Genomic DNA, 19,797 nt, shown 5'->3' with positions numbered 1-19,797 from the left:
GATCCCCCCTTCTACCTGAGCTTCGGGTCGAGCGCGTCGCGCACCGCGTCGCCCATCATGATGAACGCGAGCACGGTGACGCACAGGAACGCGGCGGGGAACACCAGCGGAAGCGGCGCCTCCAGGAACCGGTTGCGCGCGTCGGCGATCATCAGACCCCACGAGATGTCCGGGGACAGCACGCCGACGCCCAGGAACGACAGCGCGGCCTCGGCGGCGATGAAACCGCCCAGGTTGATCGTGGCCACGACGATGACCGGCGCGAGCGAGTTGGGCAGCAGGTGACGGAACATGATCCGGCCCGCTCCCGCGCCCAGCGCCCTGGCGGCCACCACGAAGTCCTGGTTCTTCGCGGTGATCACGGCCGCTCTCATGATGCGGTACGTCATCGGCCAGCCGAGCACTCCCAGCGCGACGATGACCAGCAGGATGCTGTTGGCCTTGCCGCGGAAGGTGGCCGCGATCAGCAGCGCGCCGAGGATCGCCGGGATGGCGAAGAAGATCTCGGTGAACCGCGAGGACACCGCGTCGACGGCGCCGCCCTTGTAGCCGGCGATGATGCCGAGCAGGCTGCCGATCAACGTGGTGACGATCGTGGTGAACACGCCGATGATGATCGAGTTGCGGGCGCCGTAGATGGTCCTGGCGTAGAGGTCGCAGCCCAGGTTGTCCCTGCCGAACAGGTGGCCGGGGCTGGGCCCCTGCCGCGCCGTCGACAGGTCGCAGCTCCTGGCGTTGAACGGGTCGATCGAGGTGAACAGCGACGGCCAGAACGACATGACCAGCAGGACGAAGATGATGATCACCGAGATGATGAACATCGGCCGGCGCCGCAGGTCGTACCATGCGTCGGTCCACAGGCTGGCGGGCTTGCCGCCCTTGGCCTGCTTGCCCTCGCGCTCCGGCGCCTGGGTGGGCTCCGTGACCAAGGTCTGCGTATCCGGGAGCCCGGGCCCGACCGGCGGGGTTGGGTTACTCATAGCGGATCCTCGGGTCGAGCAGGGCGTACAACATGTCGACGACCAGGTTGGCCAGGATGTAGATCAGCACCAGGATGGTGACGATGCCCACGACCACCGGTTGTTCCCGCAAGTAAACCGACTGGAAGAGCTGATTTCCGATTCCCTGCAGGTTGAAGATCGTCTCGGTGATGACCGCGCCGCCCATCAGGTTGCCGAGGTCGGCGCCCAGAAAGGTGACCAGCGGGATCAGCGCGTTGCGCAACCCGTGCCTGCCGATGACGCGGCGTCTCGACAGGCCCTTGGCCGTGGCCGTGCGGATGTAGTCGGCCCTCAGGGTCTCCGCGAGGCTGGTCCTGGTGAGCCTGGTCAGATAGGCGATCGACGTTCCCGCCAGCACGAAGCCGGGCAGCAGGTAGCTGCGCCAGCCCGCGAACGTGCCGGCGACGGGGAAGATGTCGGCGCCCGTCCACTGTTTGAGCTTCACGCCGAGCAGGAGTTGCAACACGAATCCCGTCACCAGCGTGGGGACGGAGATGAACAGCAGCGTCGAGGCGAGGATCATGGTGTCGGTGGCCCTGCCCCGGCGCAGCGCGGCCCACAGGCCCAGGCCGACGCCGATGACGGCCTCCATGACCAGCGCGGTCAGCGCGAGGTTCAGGGTGACCTGGAACTTGCCCGCCATGATCTGGGAGACGGGGACGTCGGCGAAGTTGACGCCGAAGTCGCCCGCGAAGAGCACGCCGCTGATGTAGTACCAGTACTGCACCAGCAGCGGATCGTTGAGGTGGTACTGCTCGCGCAGGACCTCGGCGATCGCGGGGTCGGGACGCTTGTCGCCGAACAACGCGGCGATGGGGTCTCCGGGCAGCGCGAAGACGATGCAGAAGATGAGTAGCGTGGCGCCGAACAGGACGGGGATCGCCTGGATCAAGCGCCTGATGACATAACGGCCCATTCAAGCCCTCCGGTACACACCTGGAGGCAGCCCTCGGAGTCCGTGATCTACCCGGCTCGAGTGGCTGCCTCCAAGTTCAGCCCTCCGACGGGTGGACGGCGTGGCCGTCCACCCCGGCGAACGACGTCAGGCCTTCTCGACGTCTGCCCAGTCAATCTGGTTGAGCAGGTTGAGCTTGACGTTCTTCACCTTAGTGGAGTGCCCGAAGTTGCTCCGGTAGAAGTAGACCGGGATGTAGGGGAGGTCCTTGATCAGGATGTCGCCGGCCTGCTGGTAGTACTTCAGACCCTCGGCGGCGTCGGTCGCCTGGTCGCCCTTCTTGACCAGTTCGTCGAACTCCTTGTTCGAGTAGCCGCCGTAGTTGGAACCCGACTCGATGGCACCGGTGCCGAAGATCGGGGTCAGGTAGTTCTCGGCCGCCGGGTAGTCGATCGACCAGCCCATGCGGAACAGGCCCTTGTACTCCTTGTTGTCGAGCGCGTCCAGGATGCCCTGGAACTTCTCGAACGGCTTGGGCGTGACCTCGATGCCCAGGTTGGCGCGGAGGTTGTTGGCGACGGCCTCGATCCACTCCTTGTGGCCGCCGTCGGCGTTGTAGCCGATCTCGATGGTCTTGGGGCCGCCGGCCTCGTCGTACAGTTTCTTGGCCTCGGCCGGGTTGTACGTGCAGGCGTCGCAGGCGCCCTGACGGTAGCCGGGGATGGCCGGGTTGATGAAGTCGTCGGCGGGCGCGCGGGTGCCGGAGAAGACCGTCTCGGCAATGGTCTTCCTGTCGATGGCCAGCGAGATCGCCCGGCGGACCTGCACGTCCTGGAAGTCGGGGTTGTACTTCAGCGGGACGCCGATGTAGCCGATCGAGGCGTCGGGCTCGTCGAAGTAGCGGTCGCCGAGCGCGGCCTTGGCGCTGGCGATCGCGGAGGGAGGCAGCGAGTCGTCGACGTCGAGGTTCTCGGCCTGGAGGTCGTTGTACGCGGTCTCGGCGCTGGTGTAGAGCTTGAACTGGAGCTTGGTCCAGTTCGAGGGCTTCTTGCCCGGGAACTTGTCGTACACCGACATCTCGATGGTCGCGTCGGTGCCCTTCTTGTAGGGCTTGTCCAGCTTGAACAGGCCCTGACCGATCGGCTGCTCGCCGTAGGCCTGGGTCACCTTGCCGTCGGGGCCGAGGGCCGACTCCGGCATCGGGTAGAAGGCGGTGTAGCCCAGCATGGTCTTGAACTGCGAGAACGGCGCCGCGAGCGTGACCTCGAGGGTGAGGTCGTCGACGACCTTGAGGCCCTTCATCTCCTTGGCTGACGGCTTCTTGCCCTCGCCCGGGTGGACGTCCTCGTATCCGTCGATGCGACCGAAGAAGTAGGACGCGCTCATGGCGTTGTCCTGGAGCGCGCCATAGTTCCACGCGCGCGCGTAGTCGGCGGCGGTCACGGCGGTGCCGTCGTGCCACGTGTAGCCGGACTTCAGCTTGATCGTCCAGACCTTGCTGTCCTCCGTCGTGATCGACTCGGCGGCCTCCTCGACTGGCTGCTTGTTCTCGTCGTAGTCGACGAGCGGAGAGAAGAGCGCGGCGAGAACCTCGGCGCCTTCGGTCTCGGTGGTGTTCTGCGGGTTCAGCAGCTCCTGAGGCTCACCGACTTCCATGCGGACCGGCGTGGTGTCCCCGCCGCCCGCGGCAGTGCCACCGCTGTCCGAGGCACCGCCGCCACACGCGGCAACCGCGAGGGCGAGCAGCGCGGTACCGGCGACGATCTGTGCGCCCTTAGTAACACGCATGGTGAAAGAATTCCTCCCTCTACAGGTGGGCGTAAGCGCTGAGCTGCGGTGATCGTGAGCAGCCTGACGGGGGGGTCCTGGTATCCCCCCGGGTTTGGCTGACATGGTCAAACCAGCCGACGCCCTGCCAGTCGATCGCGACTATCCCTCACTACTTGCCACCAGGACGTCTCTGGCGCGTTGCAGTTCGGTCACACGTACGCCTATCCACCGTCACAGACAATTAGCCCTATCGGTATGAAACCGCCCAGAACACCCCAAGCAGGTCCTGCATGGACGTGAACTGTCGATGAAAATTACCCCCTACACGAAGGCGCTCGCGCCCTTGCCGTCACACCCCGCCCGGCTGGGCTACGGTTGAGCAGGTCTTGACGACGCCTTGGAACCCAGCGTCCCGAGACTCCGTCCAACTGACTGTCGCCGACCCGTGCGACAGGCACCTCACCGACCGGGATCCAATAGAGTCCTTGCCATGAGCCAGCCGGAATCCGCTGTCGCGGACGCCCAGGCGGGCGGCCGGAGCGGGCAGGAGCCGCTGGCCAAGCTCGCCAAGCGATATGGGCTTCGCCGTGCCATCGCGCGGCCGAGGTTCCCCGTCTACCTGCGCCAGTTGTGGCAGCGGCGCCACTTCATCCTGACATACGCGACCTCGCGCAACGTCTCGAAATACTCGAGCTCGGCGCTCGGCCAGCTGTGGCAGGTGCTGACTCCCCTCCTCAACGCCGGCATCTACTACGTGATGTTCGGCGTCGTCCTCGGCGGCCGAGACGGCATCACCAACTACCCGGCGTTCCTGCTGACCGGGATGTTCATCTTCACCTACACGCAGCGCACGGTCACCGCCGGCGCCAAGTCGATCTCCGGCAACCTGTCGATGATCCGGGCCCTGCACTTCCCCAGGGCCTCGCTGCCGCTCGCGTACACGATCCAGGAGCTCCAGCAGCTCGCCATCTCCATGGGCGTGCTCCTCACCATCGTCTGGGCCACCGGCGAGTGGCCGACCTGGTTCTGGCTCATGATCCCGGTGGTGCTGCTGCTCCAGACGATGTTCAACGTCGGGATGGGCCTGGTGGTCGCCCGGCTCGGCGCGCAGATGCGCGACCTCAACCAGTTGCTGCCGTTCATCTCCCGCACCTGGCTCTACGCCTCGGGCGTGTTCTTCTCGATCCAGGACAAGGTCGTCGGGAAGGCGGAGTTGCCGCAGTGGGTGGCGGACGTGATGTACCTCAACCCAGCCGCCTCCTACATCGAGTGGATGCGCGAGATCCTCATCGGGTCGCACAACCCGCAGTACGGTTACCACCCCCCGGCAACAGTGGTGCTGTCTTGCGTATTCTGGGCGGTGTTCGCACTCGGCTTCGGCTTCTGGTACTTCTGGCGGTCCGAGGAGAGGTACGGGCGTGGCTGAACTGACCAAGGAGCTGTCACAGGTGAAGGGCGAGAAGCCCGCCGTCCCGGGCAAGGATGCGAAGGCGCGTCCCGAACCGAAGCCCTCGGGCAAGCGGCCTCTTGACGTCCCCACGGGCACTCCGACCGTCATCGTCGACGACCTCCACATCGTCTACCGCGTCTACGGCGCGGCCTCGGAGAGCGAGAAGGGCAACGCGGTCAACGCCCTCACGCGCCTTCTGAAGCGCCAGGGGCGCCCGCAGATGAAAGAGGTCCACGCGGTCAAGGGCGTCACGTTCGTGGCCTACCACGGCGACGCCATCGGCATCGTGGGGCGCAACGGCTCGGGCAAGTCCACGCTGCTGCGGGCCATCGCGGGCCTGCTACCGCCGCACAAGGGCGCCGTCTACACCGACGGCCAGCCGTCGCTGCTCGGCGTCAACGCGGCTCTCATGCGCGAGCTGACCGGCGAGCGCAACATCGTGCTCGGCTGCTACGCCATGGGCATGACACCCGCCGAGGTCCGCGAGAAATACCAGGAGATCGTCGACTTCTCCGGCATCGACGAGTTCGTCCAGCTGCCCATGTCCACCTACTCCTCCGGCATGGGCGCCCGCCTGCGCTTCGCCATCTCCTCCGCCAAGACCCACGACGTCCTGCTCATCGACGAGGCCCTGGCGACCGGCGACCGCGAGTTCCGCAAGAAGAGCCAGGAGCGCATCCGCAAGATCCGCGAGTCGGCCGGCACGGTCTTCCTCGTCGCCCACGACCACAAGGTCATCGAGGAGACCTGCAACCGCGTCATCTGGCTGCACAAAGGCAAGATCAAGATGGACGGCGACCCGAAAGAGGTCATCGCCGCCTACAACAAGGGCTGACCCCGCTCCCACCCCGCCGCCGCACCGACCCGCCGCCGGTGTGGCGCCTTTCGCCCTGCCCAGCATTCGATCTCGTGTACGAAACACGGGCGACGGGAGGGGTTAATGACTGACAGCGAGCCTGCCGTTCCGATAGAATTCGAACGCCAATTCGATCTGAGGAACGGCGATGGAGTGGGAGCGCGCGATGGGAGAGCTTTCGGCCGCGATTGACCACCTGGCCACCGAAGACGTGTCCGAGATCCCGCGGATGCAGCTCGCCGAGCAGCTCCTGGAGCTGCACTGGCAGATGGCCAGGCTGCAGGCCCAGATAGCCCGCCGCACCGGCGTCCGCCTCCCCTGACCCCGCACGGCGCCAGGCCGCCCTGGCCCGGCCGCATCGCGTTGGTCTGCCCTGACCCCGCCGCACGGCGTCGTCCGGCCTCCCCCGCCCCGCCGCGACACGCCGTACTGACGAGACGGAACGCCATGGTTCCACCACGCCGCGGGAAAGGGTCCTCTCGGGCCCGCACTTCATGCGCTCGCCGCTCATCGAGCCACCCGCGTCGTCAACGCGCTCCCGGGCGCCTCCGGGCGGCAGGTCCAGCCTTGGACGGCCGGCGATGCGAGCGTGTCGGCGGCCCGCCACGTGGCGGTCAGATGGCGTCTCCCTGGAGGCCCTCAGCCACGTGCGCGGGGTGGGGTGACCTTGGCGGTGCCGTAAGGGAAGGAAAAAAGCAGGCCGCCGACCCCGGGGTGGGGCCGGCGGCGGGCGGCTCGTGCGGCGCGCCGCCGCCCTGCAGTGGCGGCGCGGTGCGCGAGCTCGCCCCGGGCGCGGACGCGTCCGCCCTCGCCCGTCATGAGACCACCCGCGTGCGCGGCCCGTACGCGCGACGACTCGCGACCCATGCCCGGCCGGCCCGGAGCGCTCGGCACCTGTGAGCGCTCCACCGGCCTGGCACGTCAGCGCGACGGCGTCCCGGCCACGGTGAGATCCCGATCCGTGGACGGCGATGTGCCGCTCCTCCTGCAGAGGAGACGGCCTACGGGTCACCGGCACGACCTGGCTCCCGGCGTCGGCACCTGTGACGCCCGCGAACCCTCATGCCGGCCCTCGGCGAGCCACGCTCGCCGGCGCCTCCGTCGTGGCTAGTCGCGGTCCCAGGACTTCCGCACCGAGCTCGTCAGCGCGCTGGTGGACCATCCCAGCGCGGTCATCACGTCGCGGTAGGACCCGGCGGCCTTGGTGCCGCTGGTCTCGACGGCGCCCGAAGCCTCCTGGACGAGCGGCGTGAGCTCGTCCAGGGTGGCGGCCCTGGGCACGCCGGGCAGCGCCTCGGCGACCGGGGCCACCTCGGCGGGCGCGACCTTCCCGATCACCGTGGACAGCCGTCCACCGGGGATGCCCGGCAGCGCGTTCTTGGCGACCTCCGTGAGACCGGACATGGAGGTCTGCGCCGCGACGCCCTTGACGGGCGCGCCCTCGGTGGCTGGCAGCTTGACCAGCGTGTCGCCGAGGGACGACTCGGCCAGGCCGGCCAGGGCGGCGACGACGCCGTGCACGGTCGCGGCCTGGGTGGTGACCTCGCTCCTGCCCTGCCGGAACGTCTTGGCCGACGGGTTCGCCGCCTCCGCCATGCGGGCCGCGCCCGGCAGCAGGGGCAGCGACGACGTCACGCCGCGGCTGTTCCTGAGCCCCATCCCGCCGACGATCGGCGACAGCTCGGCCAGCGGGTCGCCGCCCTTGGTGACGTCCTCGGCCGAGTTGGGCGTGCCCATGGTCCGCCGCTGGTTGTCGGCTATCCTCCTGTACTCGGCCAGGGCGTCCTTCTCGGCCTCTGTCAGCCCCTGCGGCTGGGCGGGGACGCCGAAGAGCGCGCTCATCAGCTCGCCGGTGATCCCGCCGCTGAGCGGGCTCGTCGCGGTGGTGCCTGCGCTCCGGCTGCCGGAGAGGACGTCCGCTTGGGCCGGCACGGCCAAAGCCGCCGCCAAGCCAAATGTTGTGACGGCTACCGCCGCCTTGACTACTCGATTCATGATTGCCTTCCCGGCTCGTGATCGATCGCTCTCGAATGCGGTGGAAATGCGAATCGATAACCCCCGAATGCCGTGGCGTACACGCTATGGGCACCACATCGGGCGTGCCGTCACGGCTGAGCTACGCCAGCAGTTCTATCACTCGCTGTGACCGGCCGCAGGCTCATGAATGCCCATGTGGAAGGGGTTTGCAGCACGGTTACCGAGTGAGGGGGGAGCGTTGAGCGGGAAGACAAAACGGAAATAGGAGGGTCTTGTTTCTGATAGCGCACGCCCGCGCGGCGCACTTCGCGCGGGCCGCCTCATAACCACCCTTCGGCCCGTGAACAATGGGTCGCGAAAACAAATGTCACGGGCCGGGGCGTAATTTTCCGGTCGCGTTGGACGCGCGCGACCGTCAGACGGGCAGCAGGGCTTCCTCCTGCTCGAACGGAAAACGATCGGCGAAGGCCGGCCGGAGGTCGCTCAGCCACACCGCGGTCGGGTCGTAGCGCGCGAAGAACGGCCGCCCCACGAGTGAGGGGTCGCGCGCCTGGATGAGGTGGAGCATGAAGACCCGCTCCCCGGCGATCTCCGTGACGCCGTCGACGCACACCTTTCCGGGCGTGGCGGACATCGACGGACCGCGGACCGTGCGGCAGAGCCCGGAGACGGACGCGTAGGCGTCCCGGAAGATCTCGTACGCACGGGCCAGCGGCACCGCGAAGTAGTCCTGGGGACCGGTGTCGCGCTCGACGAACATGTAGTAGGGAATCATGCCCATCCTGAGCTGCCGCCGCCACATGCGCTCCCACACGGCGGGGTCGTCGTTGATGGACCTGATCAGCGGCGCTTGGGTGCGAATCGTGGCGCCGCTGCCGAGGATGCGCTTGACCGCCGACTCCACCAGCGGCGACTCCAGCTCGCGCGGGTGCGAGAAGTGGGCCATGAACGCGAGGTTCTTGCCGGCGTTCGTGACCTCCTCGAACAGGCCGAGCGTGGCGTCGGCGTCGGGGTCGGTGACGAAGCGCTGCGGCCAGTAGGCCAGCGCCTTGGTGCCGATGCGGATGGACTCGAGCTGCTCCAGCTCCAGCAGCGGCTCGATATATCGCCTGATGACGGGCTCGCCCATGATCATGGCGTCCCCGCCGGTGATCAGGACGCTGGTGACCTCGGGATGGCTGCGCAGGTAGCTCACCATCTGGCCGATGTCGTCAGAGGCGAACTTCAGGTCCGCGTCGCCGACGAACTGCGCCCACCTGAAGCAGTAGGTGCAGTAGGCGTGACAGGTCTGCCCCTGCTTGGGGAAGAACAGCACGGTCTCGGGATATTTGTGTTGCATGCCAGGGACGGGCTCATTGTCGATCTTCGGGACGTTGAGCTCCTTCTGGCCCGCGGGATGCGGGTTGAGCTGTGCGCGGACGCGGTTGGCCTCAGCCTGGATCTCGGCGTTGGGCGCCTCGGCCTTGAGCAGGTCGGCCAGCCGGGCGACGTCTTCGGCGGGCAGCATGTCCTCCTGAGGGAAGACGAGCCGGTATATCGGGTCGTCGGGCGCGGCCGACCAATCTATGAGTTCCTCCACGACGTAGGCGTTCGTCCGGAACGGCAACACCGTGGCCACGGCGCGAACCTTCAGCCGCTCCTCATCGCCGAGCCCCGCACGCTGCAGCAGCTCGTCGAGATGCTTGGACGTGTACGCCTTGAAGCGTCGGGTGCCTGCCTGGTTCAAGATCACTAGGCCTGTCCCATCTTTTTTGTTCGATCTGATGTAAACCTCACGACCCTGTCGCGCGTCTACGGTTCTTAATACCCGGACGCTCCCAGTCGCGTCACCGGTTCCACCGGGCTCCAAGTTTCTCTGGAGGTTTGGCGACACTCGCGACATATCGCGAATGGGCCTACACTCGTCTCGTGACTGACAATCCGGACCTTCGCGCCTCCGACGCCGACCGCGACCGCGTGGCCGCCGTGTTGTCCGAGGCACTCGCCGCAGGAAGACTCACCAGCGTCGAGCACGCGGACCGCCTCGATCTCACCTACACCGCGAAAACAGTCGGAGAGCTCGTCCCCATCACCGAAGACCTGCCCCACGTGGCCGCGGCAAACGTGCCTGCCGCCATCGAACAGCAGGTCATCGACTCGAAGTTCAGCAAGGTCGTGCGCAAGGGCCGCTGGGTCGCCTCCAGGAACACCAGGCTGTCCGCGCGGTTCGGCGCGCTGATCATCGACCTGTCCGACGCCGTCCTGCCCGGCCGCGAGATCACGATCGAGACGAACGCCTGGTTCAGCAAGCTGATCGTGCGCGTCCCCGAGAACGCCCACGTGATCGACGAGGGCAGTTCGATGTTCGGCAAGCGCAACGTGACCGGCGGCTCCGAGGCCGACGGTCCGCTGATCCGGGTCACGGGTGCGTCGAAGTTCTCCAAGGTGATCGTGTCGCGCGGGATGTCCGACTGGAACCTGCGCTGACGGCGCCCCACCTCGCGACGGCGAGCGGGCCTGGCACGACTGGAAGCGCCCCATGCGGGAACCAAGAGGGCCTACCCGCCGGTTAACCTGGCACTGCCGTGCCTACGATGCGGACATCCGAGCCCGCGTTCCGGCCAAGCCATGACGGCGGGCTCGATGCCGTACGAGGTGATCATTGTTCGACAGCAGGCCCATCGCGCTCGACGCCATGGGCGGCGACCACGCACCGCACGAGACCGTGGCGGGAGCGGTCCACGCCGTACGCGAGCGCGGCCTGCGCGTCGTTCTCGTCGGCTCGCCCCGCGTGCTCTACGAAGCGCTCGCCGACCACGACGCGACCAGGGAGATCCCGATCGTCCGGGCCGAGGAGGCCCTGGCCATGGACGAGGGCGCGCTGGCCAGCCTGCGCCGCCCCCGCTCCAGCCTCGCCGTCGCCTGCCACCTCGTACGCCGCGGCGACGCCGGCGCGGTGGTCTCCGCCGGCTCCACCGCGGCCATCGTGGCCACCGGCAGGCTCAGGCTGAAAGGCCAGCAGGGCGTGCTCAGGCCGGCCATAGCCGTCGCCCTGCCCACGCTCCCGCACCCCACCCTGCTGCTCGACGCCGGGGCCAACGCCGAGGCCAAGCCGGAGATGCTGGTCCAGTTCGCCCATCTCGGCGCCGCCTACGCCGAGCTGGCCCACGGCGTCGAGCAGCCCAGGGTCGGCCTGCTGACCATCGGCGCAGAGGCCGAGAAGGGCAACAAGCTCGTCAAGCGCGCACACGAGCTGCTGCAGGGCTCTCCCGGCATCCACTTCACCGGCAACGTCGAGGGTTACGACCTGCTGACCGGCCGGGCCGACGTGATCACCACCGACGGCTTCACCGGCAACGTGGCGCTCAAGACCATGGAGGGCGCGGTCCGCTACGCGTTCGCCGAGCTCCAGGAGAGCATCGGCGACAGCAGGCTGGCCAGGCTCGGCGCCGCCATGCAGCGCTCGCGCCTGCGCGAGCTGCGCCGCCGCCTCGACACCGAGGCGTACGGCGGCGCCGTCCTGCTCGGGCTGAACGGCACCGTCGTCATCGCCCACGGCTCGTCCAGGGCCCAGGGGATCAGCGCGGCCTGCCGGCTCGCGGACGACCTGTCGTCGAGCGGCACCGTCACCGAGGTCGGCGAGCGGATCGCCGCCACGCATCGCTCCCACAGGCTGTGGTGACCCTTTAGGGTGTGAGACCGATCCACGCGACAGGGGGACATGTGGACGGGCTTGCCTCAACGCTGCGGGGCCTGACTCCCGCACAGGTGGCGCAGGCGCAGACCAACGACATCCCGCGCCGCTCGAGCAGGTCGTTGAGCGCGATCCTCAGATCCAACGTCCTGACGCTGTTCAACCTCGTCATCGGGGTCCTCAGCGTCCTCGTGCTCGTCTTCGGCGAGTGGCAGGACGTCATGTTCGGGCTGATCATCGTGGCCAACGCGCTGATCGGCATCGTCCAGGAGCTGCGCGCCAAGCGCACGCTCGACCGCCTCGCGGTGATCAACGAGGCCCCCGTACGCGTTCGCCGCGACGGCGAGGAGCAGCGGATCGAGGCCCGCCAGATCGTCCTGGGCGACCTCATCCTGCTCGGCCCGGGCGAGCGCCTGCTGGTCGACGGCGAGGTCGTCGAGTCCGACGGGCTGGAGGTGGACGAGTCCCTGCTGACCGGCGAGGCCGACCCCGTGCACAAGCGGCCGGGTGACGAGGTCCTGTCGGGCAGCTTCGCGGTGGCGGGCTCCGGCGCGTTCGTGGCCACGAAGGTCGGCACCGACGCGTACGCCGTGCGGCTCGCGGAGGAGGCCAGCAGATTCCACCTCGCCCGCTCCGAGCTGCGGGACGGCATCGCCGGCTTCATCAAGTACGTCACCTGGCTCCTCGTCCCGGTCGGCGGCCTGCTGCTCTACAGCCAGCTCAGCAACTCCGCCGATCTCGGCACCGCGGTCACCGGCGCGGTCGCGGGCATCGTCACCATGATCCCCGAGGGCCTGGTGCTGATGACCTCGATCGCCTTCGCCGTCGGCGTCGTGCGCCTCGGGCGGCGCAAGTGCCTCGTCCAGGAGCTGCCCGCGGTCGAAGGGCTGGCCAGGGTCGACGTGCTCTGCCTGGACAAGACCGGCACCCTCACGGCCGGCGGGATGGACCTCGACCAGGTGTTGCCACTGAGCGACGGCCAGCCGGTCGAGGCGGCGCTGGCCGCCCTCGCCCACCTCGACCAGCGGCCCAACGCCACCGCCCAGGCCATCCGCGCCCGCTTCCCCGAGGTCGAGGACGGGTGGGTGGCCCGCGCGACCGTGCTGTTCTCCTCCACGCGCAAGTGGAGCGGCGCCGACTTCGGCGAGCGCGGCACCTGGGTGCTGGGGGCTCCCGACGTGCTGCTCGACGGGGGCGAGTGTTACGACAGGGCCGCCGAGCTGGCCGCCGCCGGCACCCGCGTGCTGCTGTTGTGCCGTACGGACGTCCTGTCGGCGGACGCGTCATGGGCGGAGCCCGAGCCCGTCGCCCTCGTCACCTTCACGCAGCGTGTCAGGCCCGACGCACGAGACACCCTGCGCTACTTCGGCGAGCAGGGCGTGACGGTCAAGGTCATCTCCGGAGACAACCCCGACGCGGTCTCGGCGATCGCGACCGGCCTGGGCATCCCCGGCGGCGAACGCTCGATCGACGCCAGGACGTTGCCACGCGACGACCCGGACAGGCTCGGCGAGCTGCTGGACTCCCACACGGTCTTCGGCCGGGTCTCCCCGCGGCAGAAACGCGAGTTCGTCGCCGCCCTCCAGTCCCGCGGCCACACCGTGGCCATGACGGGCGACGGCGTCAACGACGTGCTCGCGCTGAAGGACGCCGACCTGGGCATCGCGATGGGGGCGGGCAGCCCGGCCACCAAGGCGGTCGCCCAGGTGGTGCTGCTGGACGACAAGTTCGCCACGCTGCCGCACCTCGTGGGCGAGGGCCGCCGGGTGCTGGCCAACATCGAACGCGTCTCCCACCTGTTCCTCACCAAGAGCTTCTACGCGATCGTGTTGTCGGTGGTCGTCGGGCTGGCGGGGCTGATGTTCCCTTTCGCGCCACGCCACTCGACGCTGACGAACGCCCTGACCATCGGCATCCCCGTGCTCTTCCTCGCGCTCACGCCCACGCTCGAACGCGCCAGACCGGGGTTCGTCCCCAGGGTGCTGCGCTTCGCCGTACCCGCCGGGGTGTTGTGCGCGGCGGCGGTGCTGCTGGCGTTCTGGGTCGCCCACGACAGCACGACGACGCTCGTCCAGGCCCAGACGTCCGCGGTGATCGCTCTCTTCCTCACCACCTGGTGGGTGCTCGTGCTGATCGCCAGGCCGCTCAACTGGTGGCGTACGGTCCTCGTCGGCGTCATGGCCGTGCTGTTCGCCGTCAGCCTGACGCTGCCCTTCGTCAGGGAGTTCTTCGCGCTCCAGCCCGGCGACGTCGCCAGGGATCTGACGGCCGTCGGCATCTCCGTCGTGGCGGCCGCGGCGATCAGCATCGCGGTCAGGCTCGCCGGTACCCTTAAAGCATGACCGACCCGCAGATTGTGCTCACCGAGCGCGTCCAGCAGGCGCTGGCGCACGCGTTCGGCCCCGAGCACGCCGACGCAGACCCGCTGATCCGGCCCTCCCAGTTCGCCGACTTCCAGGCGAACGTCGCGATGAGCCTGGCCAAGCGACTGCGACGGGCACCGCGGGAGGTCGCCGAGGCGATCAAGGGCGCGCTGTCCGACTTCCCCGGCACGGTCGAGGTCAGCGGCCCCGGCTTCCTCAACATCACCCTCGACGACTCGTGGATCGAGTCCGAGGCCCAGCGCGTGCTGGCCGACCCGCGGCTGGGCGTCGGCTCGATCACGCCCTCACAGACCGTGGTGATCGACTACTCCGCGCCCAACGCGGCCAAGGAGATGCACGTCGGCCACCTGCGCACGACGATCGTCGGCGACTCGCTGGCCCGCCTGCACGAGCACCTCGGCAACACCGTGATCAGGCAGAACCACCTGGGCGACTGGGGCACCCCGTTCGGCATGCTCGTCGAGCACCTGCTCGACATCGGCGAGGAGGCCGCGGTCGAGCAGCTCGAGGCCGGCATGGGCACGGAGTTCTATCAGGCGGCGCGGGCCAAGTTCGACAGCGACGAGGCGTTCAAGCAGCGCGCCCGGGTGCGGGTGACCACGCTGCAGTCCGGCGACCCCGACACGATGCGGCTCTGGCACGTGTTCATGGACGCCACCGTCCGCTACTTCAACAAGATCTACCGGCTGCTCGGTGTCACGCTGACCGACGCCGATCTCGCCGGCGAGAGCATGTACAACCCCATGCTCCAGAAGACGTGCGACGACCTGGAGGCCTCCGGGGCGGCGGTGATCAGCGACGGCGCGCTCTGCGTGTTCCCGCCCGGCTTCACCGGCTCCGACGACAAGCCCCTGCCGCTCATCGTCAGGAAGAGCGACGGGGGCTACGGCTACGCCTCCACCGACATGGCGGCCATCCGCTACCGCGTCCACGACCTCAAGGCCGACCGCATCCTCTATGTCGTGGGCTCCGATCAGGCTCTGCACTTCCGCATGGTGTTCGCGGCGGCGCGGGTGGCGGGCTGGCTGCCCGACACGGTCTCAGCCGAGCACGTCCAGATCGGCATGATGCTCGGCAAGGACGGCCGCCGGTTCAAAACCCGTTCCGGCGAGTCCATCAAGCTGGTCGACCTGCTGCAGGAGGCCATCGACCGGGCCACGGCGGCGATCTCCGACCGGGGCTACGACGAGGCCACGAAGAGCGAGATCGCGCGTGCTGTCGGCATGGGCGCAGTGAAATATGCCGACTTGTCGGTCAGCCACGACAGCGAATACGTCCTCGACTTCGACCGCATGCTCGCCTTCACCGGCAACACCGGCCCCTACATGCAGTACGCCACGGCCCGGATTCGCTCCATCTTCCGCCGGGCCGGCATCGAGCCCTCCGACGCGAAGGGCCCGATCCTGCTGGGCGACCCCGCCGAGCGCGCCCTGGCCCTCCATCTGCTCGGCTTCGGCTCGCTCGTCGAGCAGGTGGCCGAGCAGTCCGAACCCCACCGGCTGTGCGCCTTCCTCTACGAGACGTCCAGCCTCCTGAGCACGTTCTACGAGCAGTGCCCGGTGCTCCGGCCGGAAGTGCCGCCGGAGACGCGCGCCTCCCGCCTCGCGTTGTGCGCGCTGACCATGGCCGTGCTGGAGACCGGGCTCGACCTGCTGGGCGTCCCCGTTCCCGAGCGCATGTAACACGCAGTTGACCCAAAGCTCCCGTTCCGTCGTGGGCGCGCCTTCACCGAGTTGGCGCGCCCCAGCGGCTAGGCTTTACGCGGTCATGAACTGAGGCCGAAATGGGGGAGTTCTCTGCCTTGAGCACGGACCTGACTGCGAGCCCCCAAGCAGCGACGGAGGTGCATCGCTACGCGGAGGCGTTGCTGGCACACCTCGCCGCCAACGGCTCCGCACCTCCCGCCGCCCCGGGCTTCCGCGACATCCCCGGCTACTGGCTGCCTCCCGCTGTCGAGGCGCTGGTCGCCATCCTCGCCGGCGACGACCCCCTCGAGCCGCTGAGCAGGGCGGCGGGGCGCGACCAGCAACAGACCGCGCTCTTCCTCTGCCTGGCCCTGGCCGTGTCCGGGCAGGGCAGCCGCATCCACGCCTCATGGCTCGGCACCGCCTTCGGCGAGCTGTCCCTCGACCGGCCGGTCACCCACGGGCAGCGCTCGCTCTGGCTGGCCGCCGCCAGAGGCGCCTACGGCCCCGCCGGCAAGATCTTCGTGCTGCGCAAGCTCGACGTACTGGCCGTGCAGGAACACGCCGACCCGCGGCAGTGGATGCGGTCGCTGGTGCCGGACGAGCCGTCGGTCGTCGTGCCGCCGTCCCTGGTCGACTTCCCCGAGATGGCCGAGATCCCCGAGCTGGCCAAGCCCGCGGTGGCCGCCGCCCGCCTGGCGAGGTTGCGCGGCCGCGTCTCCGAGATCACCTCGGCCCGGCAGTCCGACCACGACTCCTCCGCTCCGCTCGACAACAGCACCGGCAGCCCCGCCACGTCCTGGGCCGAGGACGAACCACTCGCCGTGCTGCGCTCGCTGATCGGCCAGAGCGGACCGGCCGGCCCGATGGCCTCGCTCAGCTCACACCTGCTCGACGACCTGCGCCCCGGCGCCGACCCGCATCTGGCGGCGATCGCCCTCCACGTGGCGGCGCCCATCCTGCGGGGCGTCGCCGAGGAGTTGGAGGCCGACAGCCGCCTGGAGCCGCCGGAGACGCTGACGGTGCCGCTGCTCGGCCACCGCATCCACCTGCGGCCCGAGGGCCCCGACGAGCTCTCGATGACCGCCGCCGAGGACGCCATCGTCGCCGACGGGGTCGTGCCGCGCGGCCGGCCATGGGCCGCCATGGTGCTGATCGTCGCCGGGGTCGCCTGCCTCGTCGGCGCGGTCTTCCTCAACCACCTGCTCGTCGCGGCCGCCGTGGCCATGATCGGCCTGGCGGGCTGGCAGCTCTGGCTGCGCCGCAAGCTCGTCGAAGCCGACGCCCGCTACGTGACGGCCCAGGTGGGCGAGCTGAAAGAACTGGCCGAGGGGGCGGTGTGGGCCCTGCACGCCTACGCCCGCGAAGCCGACGCCCGCGCGAAGCAGGCCGCCGCCGACGCGGTGGAGCTGGCCCGGCTGATCCGCCGCGGCCCACGCGCAGGCTGACCTTCCCGCCCGTACGAAAAGGTTGACCACCTGGCTTCCTGCCCACGGTGGACTTGAGAACGCGCAGCCGACTTTGCCGCAGCCCCGGTGCTGGGCTTCCTCGCCACTCAGTGGTTCATGGGCCCGCAGCAGGCTTCCCTGCCCGTACGGAGCCTCAGGGCCCGCATCGGGCTTCTCCGCTCGTACAGTGCTCCAGGGCCCGCGCTGGGCTTCCCTGCCCGTACCGTGCTGCAAGGGCCCGCGCCGGGATTCCCCCGCCCGCACGTGGGGTTGAGACCCGCACACGTGGGGCTTTCACCGGCCCGCCATCGCGACTGACCTGCAGGCCTGGCCTGCGGGGCTGAACGTGCGAACGCACCGCTGCCCGTTCCCGGTGTGACCCGGCCGCTGTCCCGTCGCGCCCGCGCGCGACAAGGAGCTCTGGTCCCGCCAGGAGACCCGCGGCCCGCATCACAGCGGGTCTCCTACGAAACCTCGATCTCCACGTGTGCCGGCGCGAGCAGGAAGACGCGGTCGGCGATGCGCTCGATCCTTCCCTCACACCCGAAGGCCAGCCCTGCGGCGAAGTCGACCATCCTCGTCGCCTCGGGCATCGGCATGCCCGTGACGTCCATGATCACCGTCTGCCCGTCGCGGAAGTGCTGACCGATCATCGGCGCGTCGTTGTACTTGAGCGGCTGGACCATCACGATGCGTGACGAGTCGACGTTCGCGCGCCACCGTCTGGCGGCCCGCTCCGTAGCCGGCACGTATTCGTCCTCGTAGTGCCCGTCGTCGTCGTAGCCCTCGTCGTATTGGTCGATTCCGCCCAGGCCAAGGTAGCTCACCACCTTGCGCACAGCCCCCATCGGCTTGTCCTTTCCTCAGGAACTCACCGTAATCGGCACGTCCCTACACATTGGACGGTAACCGACGATTCCGCATTCGCCACGCGACACGCCCAGGACTAATTCCATTTTGTACGGCTTGCAGCCCGGTTGCAGCTGGATATCCGACCCCTGGATAGCATCGAGCACATGCGCCTCTTCACTGTGGACGCCTTCACGGACACAGCTTTCAAGGGTAATCCCGCAGCGGTCTGCCTGCTGGACTCTCCGGTTACTGACCGATGGATGCAGAGCGTAGCCGCCGAGATGAACCTCTCCGAGACCGCCTACCTGCTCGGAGATTCTCTACGCTGGTTCACGCCCGTGGTCGAGGTCACGCTCTGCGGTCACGCCACCCTCGCGACCGCCCACGTCCTCTATTCGACCGGGGCGGCGAGCGGCCGGCTCGAATTCACCACGGCCAGCGGGACGCTTACCGTGAATCGTCGCTCCGACGGCATGATCACCATGGATTTCCCGGCGAAGGAGGTGACCCCCTCCACCGTTCCCGCAGGCCTGGAGAAAGCGCTCGGCGCGACCCCGGTCCGCGTCGGAAAAAGCCACCTCGACCTGCTGGTCGAGCTCGAGTCAGAGGAATCGGTACGGTCGCTGACCCCCGATATTTCAGCCCTGGCCGCCGTCGACGCGAGAGGTGTCATCGTCACCGCGAGGGGCACGGAGACCGACTTCGTCTCCCGCTTCTTCGCCCCCAATGTCGGCGTCCCGGAGGACCCGGTGACGGGCTCGGCCCACTGCGCGCTCTCTCCCTACTGGTCGTCCCGCCTCGGCCGCCCTTCCTTGGTGGGGGCCCAGTTGTCGGAGAGAGGGGGCCTCGTGCACGTGACTCACGACGGCGACCGCGTCCACCTGGCCGGCCGGGCCGTAACGGTACTCTCCGGCATCCTGGACGTCTGAAAGCTCCGTCTAGGGGAGGCGGCCTGCGCCCCGACCGCGAGCGTCTCGTGCGCGGACACCCTCTGTTCGTCATGCCGCCTCTCCGAAAGCGAACGAGCCGAACAGGCTCGTCACATCAACCTGCCGAGCGCAGCATCGCCGTACCTCTGCTCTGCCAGCACCATGGGGATGCGCTCCCCTCTCAGCGACGTGCACCGCACAACTGGCACACTGCATGAATGATGGTCAGAGTCGCGGACGAGCACGACTTCCCCGGTTTCCTCAGCCTGGCCTCTGAGGTCGAACACTGGTTCGGGCCCATGGTCGTGGAGCCCGGCTTCCACGACGCCGTGCACAAGAACCTCCGCCGGTCGACGGCGCTCGTCGCAGTCTCTTCGGGCCCGGGTCTCCTCGGCGGACTGTTGTTCGGAACCTCACATGCCCCGACATACCACATCCGCTGGCTCGTCGTCTCGGAGCAGGCGCGGGGGCAGGGCATCGGCCGGGCGCTGATGGCGGACGCGATGCGCAGGTACGTACGTGGCCCGGGCAGCGTCGAGGTGGTCACCTTCGGCGCTGACCACCCTGGCGCTTCCGCCAGCGGTGCACGCGCCTTCTACGAGCGGCTCGGCTTCACTCCTGCCGAGGCCACCGATCCCGGGCCGGAAGGCGGCTCCCGGCAGGTCTACCGCCTCGCCGTTCCCCCCAAGCCCTTCGAGTAACACAAAAAAGAGGGGGTTTCGACGCTGTGCGCGTCGAAACCCCCTCCAGAAAGATTGTCCGGCGGTGACCTACTCTCCCACACCCTCCCGAGTGCAGTACCATCGGCGCAGAGAAGCTTAACTTCCGGGTTCGGAATGTAACCGGGTGTTTCCTTCCCGCCATAACCGCCGTAACC

General features: G+C 68.6%; 16 protein-coding genes and 1 rRNA gene. 10 read left to right on the top strand and 7 right to left on the bottom strand.

Features of this window, described 5'->3' with window-relative positions:
• Window positions 1-11: 11 nt before the first annotated feature.
• The 3 genes from ABGA98_RS43290 to ABGA98_RS43280 form a co-directional block, all read right to left on the bottom strand.
• Window positions 12-980: an ABC transporter permease gene (locus tag ABGA98_RS43290; RefSeq protein ID WP_347624305.1), complete on the bottom strand. Its 969-nt coding sequence runs from the start codon at window positions 978-980 to the stop codon at window positions 12-14.
• The gene (locus ABGA98_RS43285) at window positions 973-1,917 is read right to left on the bottom strand and encodes an ABC transporter permease (protein ID WP_347624304.1); all 945 of its coding nucleotides are present in this window, start codon (window positions 1,915-1,917) and stop codon (window positions 973-975) included. The genes ABGA98_RS43290 and ABGA98_RS43285 overlap by 8 nt, the downstream gene beginning before the upstream one ends.
• A 126-nt stretch (window positions 1,918-2,043) precedes the next feature.
• The gene (locus ABGA98_RS43280; RefSeq protein WP_347624303.1) at window positions 2,044-3,684 is read right to left on the bottom strand and encodes an ABC transporter substrate-binding protein; all 1,641 of its coding nucleotides are present in this window, start codon (window positions 3,682-3,684) and stop codon (window positions 2,044-2,046) included.
• 472 nt (window positions 3,685-4,156) lie between these two features.
• Between ABGA98_RS43280 and ABGA98_RS43275 the strand changes: the two genes are divergently transcribed.
• The 3 genes from ABGA98_RS43275 (at window position 4,157) to ABGA98_RS43265 (ending at window position 6,294) form a co-directional block, all read left to right on the top strand.
• Window positions 4,157-5,092 carry an ABC transporter permease gene (locus ABGA98_RS43275; RefSeq protein ID WP_347624302.1) on the top strand — a complete coding sequence of 312 codons (936 nt, stop codon included), beginning with the start codon at window positions 4,157-4,159 and terminating at the stop codon, window positions 5,090-5,092.
• Window positions 5,085-5,951: an ABC transporter ATP-binding protein gene (locus tag ABGA98_RS43270; protein ID WP_347624301.1), complete on the top strand. Its 867-nt coding sequence runs from the start codon at window positions 5,085-5,087 to the stop codon at window positions 5,949-5,951. Before ABGA98_RS43275 ends, ABGA98_RS43270 begins: the two co-directional genes overlap by 8 nt.
• 169 nt (window positions 5,952-6,120) lie before the next feature.
• Window positions 6,121-6,294: a hypothetical protein gene (locus ABGA98_RS43265; protein WP_165975076.1), complete on the top strand. Its 174-nt coding sequence runs from the start codon at window positions 6,121-6,123 to the stop codon at window positions 6,292-6,294.
• A gap of 785 nt (window positions 6,295-7,079) precedes the next feature.
• On the opposite strand, the gene ABGA98_RS43260 is transcribed toward ABGA98_RS43265, so the two are convergent.
• The gene (locus ABGA98_RS43260; RefSeq protein ID WP_347624300.1) at window positions 7,080-7,904 is read right to left on the bottom strand and encodes a hypothetical protein; all 825 of its coding nucleotides are present in this window, start codon (window positions 7,902-7,904) and stop codon (window positions 7,080-7,082) included.
• A gap of 460 nt (window positions 7,905-8,364) precedes the next feature.
• Window positions 8,365-9,681, bottom strand: a complete 1,317-nt coding sequence (locus ABGA98_RS43255) for a lysine 2,3-aminomutase (RefSeq protein ID WP_347624299.1) — start codon at window positions 9,679-9,681, stop codon at window positions 8,365-8,367.
• 176 nt (window positions 9,682-9,857) lie between these two features.
• On the opposite strand from ABGA98_RS43255, the gene ABGA98_RS43250 reads away from it, so the two are divergent.
• The 5 genes from ABGA98_RS43250 (at window position 9,858) to ABGA98_RS43230 (ending at window position 17,139) form a co-directional block, all read left to right on the top strand.
• Window positions 9,858-10,415 (top strand): DUF1707 domain-containing protein, encoded by a 558-nt coding sequence (locus tag ABGA98_RS43250; protein ID WP_347624298.1) that lies wholly within the window; start codon window positions 9,858-9,860, stop codon window positions 10,413-10,415.
• 175 nt (window positions 10,416-10,590) lie between these two features.
• Window positions 10,591-11,610 (top strand): phosphate acyltransferase PlsX, encoded by a 1,020-nt coding sequence (plsX, locus tag ABGA98_RS43245; protein ID WP_347624297.1) that lies wholly within the window; start codon window positions 10,591-10,593, stop codon window positions 11,608-11,610.
• Window positions 11,611-11,621: 11 nt separating this feature from the next.
• Complete coding sequence (locus ABGA98_RS43240) at window positions 11,622-13,964, top strand: HAD-IC family P-type ATPase (RefSeq protein ID WP_347624296.1); 2,343 nt, start codon at window positions 11,622-11,624, stop codon at window positions 13,962-13,964.
• Complete coding sequence (gene argS, locus ABGA98_RS43235; RefSeq protein ID WP_347624295.1) at window positions 13,961-15,688, top strand: arginine--tRNA ligase; 1,728 nt, start codon at window positions 13,961-13,963, stop codon at window positions 15,686-15,688. Before ABGA98_RS43240 ends, argS begins: the two co-directional genes overlap by 4 nt.
• 161 nt (window positions 15,689-15,849) lie before the next feature.
• Complete coding sequence (locus tag ABGA98_RS43230) at window positions 15,850-17,139, top strand: hypothetical protein (protein WP_347624294.1); 1,290 nt, start codon at window positions 15,850-15,852, stop codon at window positions 17,137-17,139.
• Between the two features lie 464 nt (window positions 17,140-17,603).
• On the opposite strand, the gene ABGA98_RS43225 is transcribed toward ABGA98_RS43230, so the two are convergent.
• Window positions 17,604-17,987 (bottom strand): cell division protein SepF, encoded by a 384-nt coding sequence (locus ABGA98_RS43225; RefSeq protein ID WP_132331033.1) that lies wholly within the window; start codon window positions 17,985-17,987, stop codon window positions 17,604-17,606.
• Between the two features lie 168 nt (window positions 17,988-18,155).
• Here ABGA98_RS43225 and ABGA98_RS43220 point away from each other — a divergent pair, with 168 nt between their 5' ends.
• Both ABGA98_RS43220 and ABGA98_RS43215 read left to right on the top strand, forming a co-directional pair.
• Window positions 18,156-18,920, top strand: coding sequence for a PhzF family phenazine biosynthesis protein (locus ABGA98_RS43220; protein WP_347624359.1), 765 nt, complete (start codon window positions 18,156-18,158; stop codon window positions 18,918-18,920).
• A 218-nt stretch (window positions 18,921-19,138) separates the two neighbouring features.
• On the top strand, window positions 19,139-19,621 hold the full coding sequence (locus tag ABGA98_RS43215) for a GNAT family N-acetyltransferase (protein ID WP_347624293.1): 483 nt from the start codon (window positions 19,139-19,141) through the stop codon (window positions 19,619-19,621).
• 56 nt (window positions 19,622-19,677) lie between these two features.
• Here ABGA98_RS43215 and rrf read toward each other — a convergent pair.
• Window positions 19,678-19,794 (bottom strand): 5S ribosomal RNA (gene rrf / locus ABGA98_RS43210).
• Between the last annotated feature and the right edge of the window lie 3 nt (window positions 19,795-19,797).

Origin of the sequence: Nonomuraea sp. B1E8 (assembly GCF_039871515.1) — a bacterium.
GTDB lineage: Bacteria > Actinomycetota > Actinomycetes > Streptosporangiales > Streptosporangiaceae > Nonomuraea.
This window is presented reverse-complemented; position numbering and strand designations above follow the sequence as displayed.

Coding starts and splice junctions, on each gene's coding strand:
- ABGA98_RS43290 (WP_347624305.1), bottom strand. CDS start 980: ATGAGTAACCCAACCCCGCCGGTCGGGCCCGGGCTCCCGGATACGCAG.
- ABGA98_RS43285 (WP_347624304.1), bottom strand. CDS start 1,917: ATGGGCCGTTATGTCATCAGGCGCTTGATCCAGGCGATCCCCGTCCTG.
- ABGA98_RS43280 (WP_347624303.1), bottom strand. CDS start 3,684: ATGCGTGTTACTAAGGGCGCACAGATCGTCGCCGGTACCGCGCTGCTC.
- ABGA98_RS43275 (WP_347624302.1), top strand. CDS start 4,157: ATGAGCCAGCCGGAATCCGCTGTCGCGGACGCCCAGGCGGGCGGCCGG.
- ABGA98_RS43265 (WP_165975076.1), top strand. CDS start 6,121: ATGGAGTGGGAGCGCGCGATGGGAGAGCTTTCGGCCGCGATTGACCAC.
- argS (WP_347624295.1), top strand. CDS start 13,961: ATGACCGACCCGCAGATTGTGCTCACCGAGCGCGTCCAGCAGGCGCTG.
- ABGA98_RS43225 (WP_132331033.1), bottom strand. CDS start 17,987: ATGGGGGCTGTGCGCAAGGTGGTGAGCTACCTTGGCCTGGGCGGAATC.
- ABGA98_RS43220 (WP_347624359.1), top strand. CDS start 18,156: ATGCGCCTCTTCACTGTGGACGCCTTCACGGACACAGCTTTCAAGGGT.
- ABGA98_RS43215 (WP_347624293.1), top strand. CDS start 19,139: ATGATGGTCAGAGTCGCGGACGAGCACGACTTCCCCGGTTTCCTCAGC.